Below are 15,938 nucleotides of genomic sequence, written 5' to 3'. Positions count from 1 at the left end.
TTTGACTTTTGCAAAATGTAAAGACAAATTCCGTTTGCGATAAGTGCAAAAATCGAAACGATAATCATTGTCGAAAAATCGGGTAATTTCTCGTCTCCGAAAAATCTTCTTAAAACTTCCACAAATCCGATAATTGCAAGTGTAATTTGAAAATATCCAGCAAGTTTGGCAATACGCTTTTTCTTAATCAATGTTCCGCCAACCGCAAACAAACTAATTCCGTAAACAAAACTGTCGGCAAGCATATCCAAACTATCGGCAACAAGTCCCATTGATTTTGAGATTATTCCTGTTGTCATTTCGATTATGAAAAAGGCAAAATTTATGGCAAGTACAGACCAAAGTAACTTTTTTTGGTTTGCATTTTCTTTAAATTCCGTTTGGTCGGTTTGTTCGGTCGAGATTTTCTTTCCGCCTAAATTTAGTTCGATAACGGACTTTTCGATTTGGTCGGTTTCCCCGCTGTGAAAAACAGTCAGTTTTCGGTTCGGAATATCAAAGTCCAAATTCGCAATACTTGAAATTCCGTCCAATTTCATTCGGATTAGATTTTCCTCTGAAGGACAGTCCATTTTGGTAATTTCGAATATTGTTTTTTTCATTCGGTCTCTGGGTTTTTCGGCATTACTTACAACTTGTATACATGCTGAACTTTGTTGGGTATATTTATCCAAAATGATTGGCTATGCCCAAGTTTTATATTTTAATTCAAAGCATAGCTTTTTTATCGTTCAATATTTTTTTGGGGGAGTTCAGGAACTAAATGTAAGAAATTTCAATAGATTAATAAATCTGAAATTCCGTAAAGAGTTTTAATAATTTTATCCTATTGAGGGTCATGACAAAAAATACACATAGGTTCCAGATTTGAACAACATTGTTTTTTCATTAATAGGGCTAAGTGGAAATGGTAAAGCAAGAGGGCAACACGGCAGGCCGGTGTTGCGTAGAAAAATTTTTGAACAACCTACTGTAAGACAGTGGTTTATTATTCAAAAGGTTTTTGAAAAAGTGTTCCTAGCGATTGAAATTTGCGGCAAATGCTCTTGAAAACCCTATAAACAGGCGCAAATTTGCGGCAAATCAAAAAAAATTAATTGAATTCTTTAAATAGGGTTTTATGAGTACTCAAAATTGGGGAAAGAAAAGCTCTAATAAGATATACTCCATAATGTCGTGGTCAATTCCCTTACAAATAAAGAAGTGTCATTCATAATGGTGCTAGCAGGACATTATTTTTCAATAACACCTAATTTAACGGACTTTAGTATCTCTTTTGCATAATTCATATTGCAACCCAAGGCTTTGACCAAAGCTATGGCAAGTGGACTGGATGAATCCTGCATCTCTTGATTCAATAGGTCATTTATTTTCACTTCCAATGCTGCATCAAGAACCAAACCACGTTTCATTTTTCGCCTCATTATTCTTGCACCAACAAGTCGGGTGTCGAAATTTTCCATATCGAATAAATCTGAATGTTCCGCATCCTCCCTAAACATTTCTGGTTCATACAGTGCCCAAGCAATGCGTAAAATATTAGCGGTATCCCCCAAGTCTTTTTCCCTATCCTCTGGTTTTTCGGACCAAGCAATCAGTTTTAGAATAACCAGACCATGGGCCGGACTAACAGGCAATGCAATGCCATAAGGATGATCAAAAGTTTCAACCTCCTTGGATACTTGCGTCATTCCAACAACTTAAAGCTATAGGTTTCCTTCTGCAAACCGAACCATTCTTTCCTCTTCAATACCACCAAAAGGCAATAGGTCAATTGTAGTTTTGGATTCAGCATGGAACAAACTATAGGGCACATTTCCTTGAGATCTCTCAAAGCCATGCTTTTTCAATTCTTCCTTGACGGCATCAAATTGTTCATGGTTGGGTACCATAACAGCAAAATCAATATCCCCAGTAGCGCGCTTCGGCTTTTCCCCAACCTTATAAAGGGCAACATCGCGTGCGTTAGCTCCAATAAGGTAAGAGTTGATTCCATTTGCCTTAAATACGGTGTCTAGTATTTTGTATACCTCTCCATGGTGGGCAAAGGAATATTCTTTAAAGCTTTGGTTTGATATGCTCATTAAATATCTTTTGTGCTATTTCCAAATTCCTTGGTTCACCGGAATAAATTAATTCGGCATAGACCAAAACTGGGGGTACAACATTTATATCATTTAAATAGTTTGCCACACTATCCATTTGGTTGGTTTGTAACCAGAATGGTTTGTATAATTTGATGTTCCCTTTGGGATTTGGAACAAGCTTTAATGTTTGCATTATGTCCTTATTACTGTGAAAGGTCGTGAACATGCTGAATTTTTCTGGAAAAAAATTATTCGTAAGCAGAGCTGCAGCTGGTTCTCCACTCCAAAATATCTGGGGGCGTAAATATTTTTTTTTCCACTCATCTTGCATACCCCCCGAAAAAGAAAATGTGCCAAGGTAGTATTTGTGCAATATTTTTTCGTTAACCAATGGTATCCATCGATCTAAAAGTTCTTCATACTCCAAAAGTTTGTATTTATCATTCCCGTCTTGGGAAAATAAATACCCATACTCTGAGAGCCCCTGCATAATCTTACTAACGCTGCCCAATGATATCATGCTATTATCCGCCAAATACCTTTGTGTTTCATTGACCAGTTTTGGGTCCTGTAGAAATTGAAATATTAATTGTCCCCCTGCCTGGGTAAATATCTTGGAAGAAGGTTTCACATAGGGCGATGCATTGTTGTTTTCCAAATACACCTTTAGCGGGGATAGGTTCAAATAGGCATTACCATAACTGTCCAAATAATTGAACTTATATTCACGTAACATTTCCTTGGCCTTAGGTGTTAGGTAGTTTGCTACAACTAGAATAGGAAGTTCTTGTTTTTCCCTAATTATGGCCGGAATATTGTGCTGACGGATTTCATTTCTAAAATACACTGACACTTTATGGCCTTCAAGTGAATAGATTGGCAATTCTGAAGTTTGTTGAGCATCCAAAAATTTGGCCTCGATTTCAATATCCAGGGCCTCTAAAAACTTCATGAATGTTATAAAATCAAATGACATGTTCACTTTTTTTATTTGTTCATGAAACATGAACATTAAAATATAATGAACAAAATTAAAACATTCATCTTATGAAAGAAAAATAACAGCTGTTTTTATTATTTATCCCTTAATTACCCTTAAAGGTCAGCATCCTCCTAATCATCATTTCGGTTAAATAGAGGCTTTCATTTTGTCTCGTGAGCGGGTCGAAAATTGTAAAGCAAGAGGATAGCACGCAGGCGCGATGCCATTGATCTATTTTCCTTCGGAAAAGCCCATTTTTAGGATGTTTCTTAAAAATAATGGTTGTTGACGTTTACATCATTTTTGACTAAAAAATGCCTTAAGCCCAGTAAAATCAATGGATTTTTGACTAAAAAACGGTAATTTTTTGTAACCCTTAAATGTCGATTTCATTCCAATTTTAACCCAGCATAAATTTTTGAGTATTCCCATTTTTCACGTAAAAATGCTTTCAGCCCAGTAAAATCAAAGAATTTTTCACGGAAAAATCAAAAATGATGAACCGTTTTGATAAAAATATACCTTTGTTATCTGCTAAATGTCCACTTGTATTTTATTGAACCAGTTTTGTACATTACCATCGGATGATTGTGGGAAACTCCCTATATTTGAGATATGCAGACAAAGACCAAGAATAACCATATAGGTAGAAAGATCAGTAGGATCAGGGAACTCCGTGGAATGAAACAGGAGACCCTTGCCGAAGAACTGGGTATCAGCCAACAGGCCGTTTCCAACATTGAGAACAGTGAAAAGGTGGATGATGTAAAGTTGGAGGAAATTGCCAAGGCCTTGGGAGTGACCAAGGAAGGAATTCAACAATTTAATGAAGAGTCAATCTTTAACTATTTCAATAGTTTCCATGACAGTAGTGCATTTAATACCCACTGCACATTTAATCCATTGGATAGGTTGATGGATGCTTATGAAGAAAATAAGAAACTTTACGAGCGTTTATTGCAAGCGGAAAAGGACAAGATTGCTTATCTGGAAAAGCTTATAAAATAAAGATATCCTACCTCGCTCAATAGTATTAGTTTGGCAAGATTTGGGGCTTGCAGCGCGAAACTTGGTTTCGCTCGCTTTGCTTCGTTCGCTTTTTTTATTCAGTTTCCTTTTGCGACCCGCCGGGAGCAAAAGCAAGATTTGTCATGACAATGACACATCTTGAATTTCCACTACGTGGAAAACTCCAAAGATTATATAATCCTTCAAAACATAATCGTTGAAATGTAATTTCTGGTCTGTTGGGAAAGAGAGATTTGTACCTTTATACAGTGGATAAACAACAAAATATAGCGAGTATCTTCCCAAAACACCTTTTTTGGGACGTTGATATGAACAAGCTAGATCTTCAAAAGGATAAAGGCCTCATTATTCCAAGAGCTTTGTTTGCCACAACTGAGAGTACTTTTTCAAGAGACATAACACGTCTGGAGAGCTTGTATTCCCAAGAAGAAATTTTAACCGTTCTGAAAACTACTAAAGAACTCATAAGCAATAATATCTGCAAATGGGTAGCGGATAGGTATGTCGTAAATAGATTTGAGCGTTTCAAGTTATAATTTCCTTGTTCATAATTTTGTTTATAATATACTGTCTTCAAGTACATTAATCCATTGACTTTCTCCTGAATAAAAGCTAAATTCACGCCATACAGCCCGTGGTTGGGTTCAACCATCTGAATAAACTATTAAAGAAAAACCCAACCACGGGCTGTATGGCAAAGACAAGGTTCTGACGACGTAAGTATAGCTTGCGCCGTCGAAGTTTAAATTCTTTTCTTATCATCGTCATCGTATTGAATTCGTATATTTTCGTATCATAACGTATCTTCTGCACTGTTTCAGCTATCGTATCATTTTCGTATAAAATCGTATCATATCGTATCAATGTTCATTTATTTTCTTACTTTTGGGTAAATGAACAATGTACATACACTTAAGATTTCTTTAGATTGGAAGCTTATCTCTGTCATTAGTAAAATAGACAGGTTCGATGCCGAATGGACATCTATTGAAAAAAAAGAAGGCCAAAGCCTAAAACAGCTAAAAGCTATTGCAACAGTTAGAAGCGTTGGTGCATCAACAAGGATTGAAGGCTCGAAAATGAGTGATGCAGAAGTTGATGTTTTTTTGAAAAACCTATCTATTGAAAAAATAGAAAACCGAGATACTCAAGAGGTAGCGGGATATTTTGAAGTCCTAGATTTAATCTCTGAATCTTATGAAGATATTGAAATTTCAGAGAATTCACTTAAAAATCTCCATAACCTACTTCTAAAATACAGTGAAAAGGATAGATGGCATAAAGGTGACTACAAACAGCATAGTAATAGTGTTGAGGCCACCTTTCCTGATGGCTCCAAACAAATCATTTTTGAAACCACACCTCCTGGAATAGAAACCGAAGATGCTATGAGAGCATTAATAGATTGGTTTCACAATGATATAGAAACGCATACATTGGTGAAAACTGCCATTTTTTGTTATGAATTTGTGAGTATCCACCCTTTTCAAGACGGTAACGGGAGATTAAGTAGACTACTATCAACTCTGTTGCTATTGAAATATGGCTACAAATGGATTCAGTATGTGAGTTTTGAACATGAAATAGAACACAGGAAAGTTGAATATTATCAAGAACTAAGAAAATGTCAAGTGCAAAGGCCGAACGAAGAAGTTACTTCTTGGATTTACTTTTTCTTTGATGCCCTATTAAACATACAAAAACATTTGATGGAGAAATTGGCAGTTGAAGGTATTGAATCAAGTCTATCACCGAAAGAAAAATCTATTCTTGTTTTCATAACAGATCATCCCGGAACCAAATCGGGGGAAATTGCAAAAAAACTTGATATTCCGAATCCAACGGTAAAAAGAATACTATCTGATTTGGTTGATAAAAATCTGATAGAGAAATTTGGCGCTGGGCCGGGCACCAATTATAGTCTGAAATAAAATTTAGTTAAATCACATACCCTTTCGGTGAATCACTAAAAAACACCCCTTGAAATTTCCTTAAAACACTACTGTTTTCCAGTCCCAATGAACACCCTCTTCCTTCCCACAAATGGTATCAACATAAAATTTAATTTTGCCATTCATTTTAAGCAATTCTCACTTTCTTTCCATCAAGCCAGTGAAAGAAAAAATAGTCAATGGCCAGGACAATATTGTTAGGGCCTCCCGTCATATTTGGCCCGGAACCAAGCTTCTTTATCCGTTTTCCGGACTGGAAAGTGCCCCGACTTGGCCAACGTGGAAACGATGTCAATGTTGCGGGCTTTTTCGCAGTCCATGGTATTTTTATTTTTTCTCTCATTGTCTCAATTTTTGTTATTTCTCCTACCTTCTTACCTAGCCCAATGATGACATGGGTTTACAAGCTAGGTCAGATGTTTTTTCAACTTACCTATCTTACCCTTTAGGTAGGTTAGGTAACGTCTAGGTAAGTTGGAAGTTATATATCCTACCTAAGGTTTTGCCCCATGGCCATTTGCTTTATCCTGCTTTAGGTAACTAGGTAGGTATTATTCTTCTTTCTTTGCAAATTCCATTTCCCAAGGGGGTCCCCCAAAGAGCGGTCGGGACAAATAGCCGAAAATCTGCTTTAAGGGGTGCTTTATATTTTGATTTATTTGTTCCTTTCGTTCTGCGTTCCGTTTCTAACGAAATTTTGATGATTTGATGACAAACCTCTGGGAGACCCAATAAATACTGGTAGTTCCCCTGTCATCATTTTGTCATCGTTTCATCATTTTTGTTTTTTTCTTCATTGTTCCTGTCATCATTTTTCATTTTGATGACAGAATGATGACAAAGTGATGACAGCCTAAACCCTTATAAACACTGGGCTAATATCAATCTGTCATCAAATCATCAAATTTTTGGCATGTAATTTTATTTTTTCCTGTAGTTCATCATCCATCTAACCGTACTATATAAAAAGCCTATTTTGCCCCAACGGCAAAAAGGGGTACACAATCGAGCTCCCAACTTTGGCCTGGACACTAAAAATTTATCACACTGTCCAAAGCTTCGTCCGCCTCCTTATGGATAAAATTGGCTTGATAGTTCAAAGTAGTTTTTAAATCGCTATGGCGATAGAGTTTTTGAAGCATCAAGGGATGAATCTTGTCACCCGCAATATTCCCAAAACTGTGACGTGCAATATGATTGGAAAGGGGTTTTTCTATTTCACAAAGCTTAGCGATTCTCCTGAGATATTTGTTACATAGTTTTGTGGCATTTCTTGTTTTTACAAAAACAACTTTGGTGTCCTTCGGATTGACATCCTTTAGAAAGGGAAAAACATAGCCATTATTTAACTCTTTGTCATTCGTATATAAATCCAAAATGACCTGCGCTTTATCCGGGATTTTTAAGCTTACCGGTTTAGAGTTTTTGTTCATTACATAGAATAGACGATTGTCTTTGAAATCGCTCCATTTTATCTGTACAATATCCGAAATACGGATGCCAGCAAAATAGAAAGCCGTTAACCAGACGTTCCGAGTGTGCCAAATAGAAGTTCCAATGTCCAACTCCAATTGCTCGATGCTTTGAACTTCTTTGATAGTCAAACCGATTTTATGCCCTGAACCAATCCTTATTTTTTCCTTATCACCAGCAAAGGGGTAATATTTGGATGGAACTATCCCGTCTTTTATAGCCACATTGAACAAGGTACGGATAAAGATAAGTTGATTGGTTATGGTTCGTTCTTTATGTTCCAGATAAATAGTGCAAAAATCCTTGAACTTTTCAATAAAACGCTCATTGATGTCTATAAATCTAAGTGATGGTCTGTTTTTGAAATAACGCACCGAATCATAAAAGTCGGTTTTCGATTTGCGTCCATCACTGATGCGTTTCTTTCTTCGGCTTTTAATGCCCTCAATGATCTCATCCTTATTCAACGAACGTTTAAGGTGTAAAAATTCATCTATATTAAAAAGAATTGACATCTCGGCCTTGGCAACAGATATGGTTCCCCTATCATATTTATCCTTTATACGTTCAGCAGCTAACACAAAAAATGGTTTTATCCCCTCTACTCCCTTCAACTTTTGATTAGCCTGTTTTGGAGTTAGGCTTTCCTCCTTCAAATCAAAATAAATATCGTTGGCCTCAATCAACTTTTTCATCAGAAAGTTGTTCAACTTTTTATAATTGGGGTGTGATCTTCTGACCCTGCTAACTGTCTTATCCCAATCTTTTTCAAGAATATACTGGCCTAAAAATCGGTAGCTTGTTCTATAATTATCACTTATCCGCAATGCAAGTGGAGCTGAACCGTCGTTTCTTTCCTTATTTTTCCGTCGAACAATCTTAATACTAGCCATAATTCTTCTTTTTAATCCTTAATAAAAGTACAACTTTAAACAAAAAAAGGGGTACAGAATAGGTACAGAATAAATTGATATTAAATGGATTCATTTGGTTTTATTTAACATTTAAAAAAATGTAAATAGTTTATTTTCAATTGTTTAAGTATTTATTAGTTGGTGTTTTATCAAGCTCATAACCCGAAGGTCGCTGGTTCGAGTCCAGTCCCCGCTACTAAATTAGAAGCCATTCACTTGAAAATCAGTCGAATGGCTTTTTTTATGCCCGATATTTTCCCGACATTTTAACTTCACTCAGAAATATCCAAAAATAATCAGTCCATACAACAAACTTAGTGGGGGTAGCCCCCAATCATCAAACCAAAGGGCGGGGGCTGAACATGGGCGTTCAAGCAAGGAGGGGGTAACCTAAATTGCGATATTGCAATGGTGCGTAGTATGAAGTCTGAAATTTTATGACTATTTTTCTTACCTGAAATCCCACCATTATACGGGGATTACATTCCCCCACAAAAAATATAATTTCTTTTTATGACCAGTGAAGAACGATTCTTTCATCAGCTTATGAGGAAGACCAGAGCATTATTTCTGAAAAGCAAGACATTTGAAAAGCATCAAGACAAAAATTGGAATTCAGCTATATGCGAAACACCTATTCAAATAAACAAAGGCTTGTTTTTCGGTTTGAATTGGGGAGGGGACAATATAGGCCAACAGACCGCCTATCCCGAAAAGCATCGTAAAAGGGACTGGCAATTTATATCCCATAGCAGAAAGTTCTTTAGAGAATATCTAAACTCAGAAATAGAGGATTTAAATTATTCCAACTTTTGTTTCTTCAGAACACCAAAAGCACACCAATTAGAAAACACTGACTGGGAACTTGCTTATCCATTGTTCAAAGAATATGTGGACTTTATAAACCCTCCATGGACACTGATGCTAGGCAAGTCTAATTATGCCCTTTCTCAACATATATTCAACAAACAGGAATTTTCTGTTTGGGATGATATAAACAAAAAAACAGTTTACGGTTACACAGGAATATTATTCTCAAAATATCCCTTTGGTTCCGTTCCCCACCCACAAGCAAGAATTTCATCAGATTCAAGGAATGAAATTTGGAAAACCATAACTGACGGAATAAAAGAAAAGGCCTTCGATGAAAACAATTGATTTCATTCTAACCACTGAGCAATTTAAACACCTTGAAAAAGCATACCCCAAAAAAGGCCATAATGCTGATATTGGCAAGAAAGCAGTTCAGATTGCCAAATACTACTTTAATAGTTTATATGAGAACCCAAAATTTGAGGATAATATTGATGGAGTAGATTTAATTGTGCATACTCCAAATAATAGACTAGAATATGAAGTAAAGGGGACAGAAGATTCTAGAATAGCATTTTCTAAACTAAAAGTTTCAAGCACTAATGTCCATAACAAACTAGTGAACGGATTAACCTTATTAAGAATTTGCAGTGTTGGAAATCGCACTGTTCAGCTTCATTTTATGCAATATGGGGAAGATTTTTTGCTTGAACCAGAAGCAAGATGGGCAGTTAAACCTGCGAATGTAAGATAATATGGTGTTTCATCGATGCAACGATGCATTTCATCGACAATTATATATTTTGAAACGTTCTACAAAGTTATTTTAATATTTTTGTTGTAGAAAGTTTCAAATAAATATACGTTGATTAAGCAAAAACTCCAAAATATCGCCAACATCCAGTTTGGGTTATACGAAAAGCCTAATCATACAGGTAGTATTAAGTACTTGCATGCTGGTCATTTTGACAAACTATATAATCCAACCGAGTTTAAAGATAGCTACATTGAACTTGACGGGAAAAACGATAAATTCCTTTTGAAGCCAAACGATTTAATTTTAGCTGGTAAAGGACATCGGATTTTCGCATGGCCATACGACCCTAATTTCGGCAAAGCCATCCCCTCTTCTCTTTTCTACATAATCCGACCTAACACTGACTATGTCTTAGGAGAATATTTAGCCTATTATCTAAACTCAGAAAAAATTCAGTACGAATTAAAACTTATTGGAGCTGGCGCTACAATCACATCGATTCCTAAAAAAGAATTGGGGCAAATAACCATTACCCTACCCCCTATCAAAAAACAACAGGAGATTATTGAACTAATACGGGTTTTGGATGAGAATATAGAACTAACCAAAAACCTATTGGAAAAACGAACAACACTGAAGCGAGGGTTAGTGAACAGAATAATGAATCAAGAAATAAAATAATCATGAGTAATAAATTAACACAAAGCGTAATTAATGATAAGGTTTGGGCTGCATGCGACACCTTCAGAGGTACAATAGATGCCACACAGTACAAAGATTATATCCTCACCATGCTCTTTATAAAGTACATTACTGATGTAAGCAATGAAAAACGGGAGGATTACCTAAAAAAGTATGATGGTGATGTTGAACGAGTGGAACGTGCCATGAAGCATGAACGTTTTAAGATACCCAAAGAAAGCTCATTTGATTTCCTATATGAAAACCGAAATGAACCAAATCTAGGAGAGCTTATCAATATCGCATTGGAAAACATCGAAGATGCAAATAGAGGAAAGCTTGAAAAGGTATTTCGAAATATCGACTATAATTCAGAACCCAACTTAGGCCAAACCAAAGACCGCAATCGTCGTTTAAAGAATCTTTTAGGTGATTTTGTGGGGCTAAATCTTAGACCCTCCAATTTGGAAGGAAACGACATTATCGGTGATGCTTACGAATACTTGATTGAAAAATTTGCTTCGGATGCTGGTAAAAAGGCTGGTGAATTTTACACACCAAAAAATGTATCCATACTACTTGCAAAGTTGGTTGAAGCTAAAGCTGGCGATAGAATATCAGACCCCACGTGTGGTTCTGGTTCATTACTACTTAAAGTTGCAAACGAGATAGGAAGCAAAAATGTTTCCTTGAATGGACAGGAAGTTAATGGTAGTACATGGGCGTTAGCTCGAATGAATATGTTTTTGCATGAAATGGACAATGCCCGCATTGAATGGGGAGACACATTGAACAATCCATTACTAAGAGAAGGGGATGCATTAATGAAATTTGATGTGGTAGTTGCCAATCCTCCTTTTTCTTTGGACAAATGGGGTGCAGAGAATGCAAGTTCCGATAAATACAACAGATTTCACAGAGGAACACCTCCAAAAAGTAAGGGCGACTATGCCTTTATTACTCATATGATTGAAACATTAAATGAGCATGGAAAAGCAGGCGTGGTTCTACCACATGGTGTTTTATTTAGGGGCAGTTCCGAGGGGAAGATACGAAAACAGCTTATTGATGAAAATTTATTAAAAGCTGTAATTGGGTTACCTGCCAATCTATTCTACGGAACAGGAATTCCAGCCACAATCTTAATTTTCGATAAGAATAAAGGCGACAATACCGATGTTCTATTTATCGATGCCAGTAATGAATACGATCCTGGTAAAAATCAAAATGTTCTGAACAAAAACAATATTGAAAAGATAGTATCTACATATAAAAACTGGGAGGCCAAAGACAAGTATAGTTATATAGCCAAAAGAGAAGAGTTACTTGAAAACGATTATAATTTAAACATCCCTAGATACGTAGACACCTTTGAAGAAGAAGAACCAGTTGATATTATTGAAACACAAAAAGAAATCAAAGAATTGAAGTCCAAAATTGCTGAGGTAGAAACGCAGTTGAGTAAGTATCTAATTGAACTAGGATTTTAAAATGGAAACAGTAGCAGAAAATACAACTGGACTACGGAGGATTAAAATCGGCTGGATACCAGCAGAATGGGACTACCTGCCATTAAGCGATATCAGTCTTAAAATAACAGATGGAGCTCATTATAGCCCTCCAAGTGTGGATGAAGATGTAGGATACCCTATGTACTCGATTAAAAATATGAGCAATATTGACTTCAAAAGAAATCAACCTCGATTTATAAGCAAGGATGTGTTTGATTCATTGATTAAACAAGGCTGTCAACCAGAACTTGGAGACATTGTGATTGCAAAAGACGGGTCTGTTCTGAGGTATTGCTTTGTAATAACAGAAAAATTTGATGGTGTACTCCTATCTTCTGTAGCGATCTTGAAACCAAACACTAAAATTGTTTATCCAGAATTTGTTTGCCAATTTCTTAAACTACCACACGTAAGAAATTATGTTGTAAAGGCTTTAACCACTGGAACAGGAGTTCCAAGAATTGTATTGAAAGATTTTAGAGGCTTAAAAATTGCTCTGCCCAATAAAAATGAACAACTAAAAATAGCATCAATATTATCAGAATGGGATAAAGCCATTAAAATCACCCAAACCCTGATTGACAAATTAAAGCTTCGTAAGAAAGGATTGTGTCAGCAGTTATTGACAGGAAATATTAGGTTGACTGGATTCTCTAAGGAATGGAAAGAAATAACGTTAGGCGAAATAACCGATAGAATAACAAATAAAAATGAGGAATTAAATGATACTGTTGTAACTATTTCCGCTCAAAGAGGTTTTGTAAAACAGGAAGATTTTTTTAATAAAAGAGTTGCTAGTTCAACCCTCTCAGGATATTATTTAATCAAAAGAGGGAATTTTGCTTATAACAAAAGTTACTCTTCTGGTTACCCCATGGGAGCTTTCAAAAGGTTAGATGATTTTGACAAAGCCGTAGTAACCACATTATACATTTGCTTTTCTGTAAAAGAAAATATTGACTCTGATTTTCTTCTCAACTACTTTGAAGCGGGTCTTATGATTAAAAACCTTATGAGAATCGCTCAGGAAGGTGGTCGTGCTCATGGATTATTAAATATTAGTCTGAAGGATTTCTTTGACTTAAAATTGATAATCCCAACTATCGAAGAACAAAAGGCAATTGCAAATGTTCTCAACAAAGTAGACAAAGAAATAGAGTGTCAAGAAGCCTATTTAAAGCATTTACAATTGCAGAAAAAAGGTCTGATGCAGCAATTGTTAACGGGAAAAATAAGGGTTAATTAAAATTAGAGAAAATGGAATTAAAAGATATTTTGGGGATCTGGCGGTGCATAAATGAAGGGATTACAATAGATTTCAATATCAGGATGTTTGACCCTAAACACGGTAAAGGACGGTCTCTTTTTACAATTTATGGAACTGATGCAAAAGGAAACAAAGTTTGGTATGAGTGGCAAGGAGCTGTTGTAGATTTAATCAGTAATCCTGATACAACTTTTACAATTCAAATTGACAATATAAACTATACAGAAGATAAACCTGAATACCAATCTCTTAAAGTATGGATGTTACTAGAGAACTCGATAATATTGGAATTGGCCAACGGGGATAGAGTAGAGTTTCAAAAACTGAAATAGCTTAAAGTTATGTACACAGAATGGCAAGACAAATACTATAATGAGATAGAACAAAGGATTGTTGAGTCTGCCATCTATTCTTATGAAGAAAATTTAAGATTGTCTTACCAAAGAACAGATTTTAAATCTAGGCTCATAGAATATTTAATAGTTGTAAATATTGCTAAAAAACTTTTTGATTGGGGATGGGACAATTTTATACATGTACAGCTCGAATACCCAATTTACGACTATTATAACGGTGCTTTCCCTGAATTTTCATGGGACAAAAAACTCAAAAGACAAAATCATAATCCTCCAAAAAACAAATCAGGTAGAATTGATATAGCACTAACAAAAGAGCCCTATAGGTCATTTCTATATAGAAAACCAAAACATATGTCCTTAGTGGGTATAGAAATAAAGTCCTTTGTTCGAAACAATTCCATTGTGGAAAAGGATATTGTTCGACTATCGGAGGCAATGGTTCAAACTGATGATATTGAAAAGAATTCAATTAGAGCAGGGTATGTTTTATTCTTCAAAAAGTTGGATAGACCGAATCAAATTGTAAAAGATTCCGAAATCCCCGAAATGAAATATAATGAACTATCAAAATGGGAGATGATATTGGATTGTTTTAAGAATAAAAATCAATCATTAGAATACATGATTAATCCAATTGAAGTTAAGGAAGCTGCTCTTGCTGAATTAGAAAAAAAGTACGACCCTGACTTTACCTCACATGATGAAGTAGCTGAAAATTCAGGTTTAATAATGTGTTATCTCGTCAAAATAAAAAGAAAATCAAAGTAGCATGCAGGATAAAATCATCATACTAAAAAATACAAAAAATGGGATAGTTAAGGATACCATAGTAACTATACAGGACACTATTAACATGCATTTTGAAAACTTGGTTAAACTTAAAAAGCCTGATGAAAATTTAGTAGTTCACACTATCAAAGAACCAATGTCTCTAGGTGAACAGATAGGACTCTGGGTAGGCATATTTTTAGGTGCAATCACGATATTTTACACTCTTTATTCAATTTATAAATTAAGGCAAAGTGATAAAGACACACAAGAACAATTAGATAAGCTATCAGGTATTGTAGTAGCTATTGAGGCACAAAATGGAATTATTACTGAAGGCAATACGGTCATGCGAGATTATTTCGCCGAGCTTCAAACCTTCATCTCTTCAGGAAGTGGCTCAGGAGCACTTGCCGAAATTGAAAATAAAAGGTTTAGGCTTTCGGTAAAACCGAGATTATATATCCCCAACAGTGGATACGCAGGCTACAATTATGAAATTTGGCTCAATCTAGCTAATCGAGGTGAGCTTTGTTTTTATGATGGATACGAATTTATCGAAGGTGACGAGGTTGAATTCAAAAAATGGAAAGAACCCATTGAAATAAAAAAGGACGCAAGGATTGAGTTATCTGGCAAATCATTAGTCAAGCATCCAAAAGATTTAGTTTTTAAAATGAAAATATTCTATCATGACCAAGAAGGGTTTGAATATGAGTCAATTATTGAGTGGAAAGGACGAGCAAAAATTATTGAAACTAAAGAGCTTTAAAAGATAAATATGAATTAAGCATTGATTATGTATACAGAAGAGCAACTAAAAAAAATTCTTGAAAAGTTAACAGCTTTACAGGCAGAAAATGAAATTGTTGAATTCAAGGAGGCTAAAAATGGATATGACTTCAAAAAATTGGGCAAGTACTTTTCTGCCCTATCTGCAAAAAACGGGCATAGTATACCACCTTCGGCGGGTCAAAGTGAGCCACCCGCGGCGGACCAAAGTGAGCATAGTGGGGCGGATGAACGTGAGCCACTAAAAAGATCGATTCTATTTGAGTGTTGCGATGGTTTCTTTTGTAAAAAAGACCATGGCGAACAAACAGATAGATATGCGAAAGGCAAAAAGGATTTACAAATTGTACGGCGAGGGGGCCAGCAAGCGACGGATCAGCAAGGAACTTGGCATCTCCCGCAACACGGTGGCCAAGTACATCGAGTTCTTCAAGTGCTACAGGCTGACGCCCTACGAGGTCTCGGAGATGACCCTGGAGGAGATCCACAGGCTCTTCAAGGCGGACCAAAAGCCCAAGAGCGAACAGCTGAGGACCTTAGAGCGGTACTTCCC

General features: G+C 36.0%; 18 protein-coding genes. 12 read left to right on the top strand and 6 right to left on the bottom strand.

Translation table 11 applies throughout. The annotated features are described in order from the left end of the window. The 4 genes from EO132_RS11665 to EO132_RS11650 form a co-directional block, all read right to left on the bottom strand. Positions 1-602 (bottom strand): cation efflux transmembrane domain-containing protein (locus EO132_RS11665; protein ID WP_164732310.1); only part of this gene is annotated, 602 nt, incomplete at its 3' end. Positions 603-1,232: 630 nt separating this feature from the next. Beyond that, positions 1,233-1,691 carry a hypothetical protein gene (locus EO132_RS11660; RefSeq protein WP_127138030.1) on the bottom strand — a complete coding sequence of 153 codons (459 nt, stop codon included), beginning with the start codon at positions 1,689-1,691 and terminating at the stop codon, positions 1,233-1,235. Between the two features lie 15 nt (positions 1,692-1,706). Continuing rightward, positions 1,707-2,084 carry a hypothetical protein gene (locus EO132_RS11655; RefSeq protein ID WP_127138029.1) on the bottom strand — a complete coding sequence of 126 codons (378 nt, stop codon included), beginning with the start codon at positions 2,082-2,084 and terminating at the stop codon, positions 1,707-1,709. Continuing rightward, positions 2,059-3,063 (bottom strand): type IV toxin-antitoxin system AbiEi family antitoxin, encoded by a 1,005-nt coding sequence (locus EO132_RS11650; RefSeq protein WP_164732333.1) that lies wholly within the window; start codon positions 3,061-3,063, stop codon positions 2,059-2,061. Before EO132_RS11650 ends, EO132_RS11655 begins: the two co-directional genes overlap by 26 nt. Before the next feature lie 621 nt (positions 3,064-3,684). Between EO132_RS11650 and EO132_RS11645 the strand changes: the two genes are divergently transcribed. The 3 genes from EO132_RS11645 (at position 3,685) to EO132_RS11635 (ending at position 6,029) form a co-directional block, all read left to right on the top strand. Beyond that, a complete protein-coding gene (locus tag EO132_RS11645) occupies positions 3,685-4,077 on the top strand; it encodes a helix-turn-helix domain-containing protein (protein WP_127138027.1) in 393 nt (130 codons plus the stop codon). Positions 4,078-4,346: 269 nt separating this feature from the next. Further along, entirely contained in the window at positions 4,347-4,634 is a 288-nt protein-coding gene (locus EO132_RS19765) for a DUF6922 domain-containing protein (protein WP_417935890.1), read from the top strand. Positions 4,635-4,991: 357 nt separating this feature from the next. After that, positions 4,992-6,029: a Fic family protein gene (locus tag EO132_RS11635; RefSeq protein WP_127138026.1), complete on the top strand. Its 1,038-nt coding sequence runs from the start codon at positions 4,992-4,994 to the stop codon at positions 6,027-6,029. Between the two features lie 218 nt (positions 6,030-6,247). Here the strand turns inward: EO132_RS11635 and EO132_RS19675 are convergent, their stop codons facing one another. Together EO132_RS19675 and EO132_RS11630 are read right to left on the bottom strand one after the other, a co-directional pair. Beyond that, positions 6,248-6,370, bottom strand: coding sequence for a hypothetical protein (locus EO132_RS19675; RefSeq protein WP_262707589.1), 123 nt, complete (start codon positions 6,368-6,370; stop codon positions 6,248-6,250). A gap of 711 nt (positions 6,371-7,081) precedes the next feature. Further along, on the bottom strand, positions 7,082-8,416 hold the full coding sequence (locus EO132_RS11630; RefSeq protein WP_127138025.1) for a tyrosine-type recombinase/integrase: 1,335 nt from the start codon (positions 8,414-8,416) through the stop codon (positions 7,082-7,084). Between the two features lie 534 nt (positions 8,417-8,950). Here EO132_RS11630 and EO132_RS11625 point away from each other — a divergent pair. The 9 genes from EO132_RS11625 to EO132_RS11585 all read left to right on the top strand — a co-directional run. Continuing rightward, complete coding sequence (locus tag EO132_RS11625; RefSeq protein ID WP_127138024.1) at positions 8,951-9,595, top strand: hypothetical protein; 645 nt, start codon at positions 8,951-8,953, stop codon at positions 9,593-9,595. Next, positions 9,582-10,004 (top strand): hypothetical protein, encoded by a 423-nt coding sequence (locus tag EO132_RS11620; RefSeq protein WP_127138023.1) that lies wholly within the window; start codon positions 9,582-9,584, stop codon positions 10,002-10,004. The genes EO132_RS11625 and EO132_RS11620 overlap by 14 nt, the downstream gene beginning before the upstream one ends. A 111-nt stretch (positions 10,005-10,115) precedes the next feature. Continuing rightward, positions 10,116-10,688, top strand: a complete 573-nt coding sequence (locus EO132_RS11615; protein ID WP_127138022.1) for a restriction endonuclease subunit S — start codon at positions 10,116-10,118, stop codon at positions 10,686-10,688. Between the two features lie 2 nt (positions 10,689-10,690). Continuing rightward, a complete protein-coding gene (locus EO132_RS11610) occupies positions 10,691-12,178 on the top strand; it encodes a type I restriction-modification system subunit M (RefSeq protein WP_127138021.1) in 1,488 nt (495 codons plus the stop codon). 1 nt (position 12,179) lies between these two features. Then, the gene (locus EO132_RS11605) at positions 12,180-13,445 is read left to right on the top strand and encodes a restriction endonuclease subunit S (RefSeq protein WP_127138020.1); all 1,266 of its coding nucleotides are present in this window, start codon (positions 12,180-12,182) and stop codon (positions 13,443-13,445) included. Between the two features lie 11 nt (positions 13,446-13,456). Beyond that, positions 13,457-13,798 (top strand): hypothetical protein, encoded by a 342-nt coding sequence (locus tag EO132_RS11600; RefSeq protein ID WP_127138019.1) that lies wholly within the window; start codon positions 13,457-13,459, stop codon positions 13,796-13,798. Between the two features lie 9 nt (positions 13,799-13,807). Continuing rightward, positions 13,808-14,593: a hypothetical protein gene (locus EO132_RS11595; RefSeq protein ID WP_127138018.1), complete on the top strand. Its 786-nt coding sequence runs from the start codon at positions 13,808-13,810 to the stop codon at positions 14,591-14,593. 1 nt (position 14,594) lies between these two features. After that, the gene (locus tag EO132_RS11590; RefSeq protein ID WP_127138017.1) at positions 14,595-15,365 is read left to right on the top strand and encodes a hypothetical protein; all 771 of its coding nucleotides are present in this window, start codon (positions 14,595-14,597) and stop codon (positions 15,363-15,365) included. 316 nt (positions 15,366-15,681) lie between these two features. Beyond that, positions 15,682-15,938, top strand: a 257-nt coding sequence (locus EO132_RS11585) for a helix-turn-helix domain-containing protein (protein WP_164732267.1), incomplete at its 3' end; no start/stop codon positions are given.

Source organism: Flagellimonas oceanensis (assembly GCF_003992595.1).
Lineage (GTDB): Bacteria > Bacteroidota > Bacteroidia > Flavobacteriales > Flavobacteriaceae > Flagellimonas > Flagellimonas oceanensis.
Note: the sequence above shows the minus strand (reverse complement) of the source record. Positions and strands in the feature narration are given on the sequence as shown.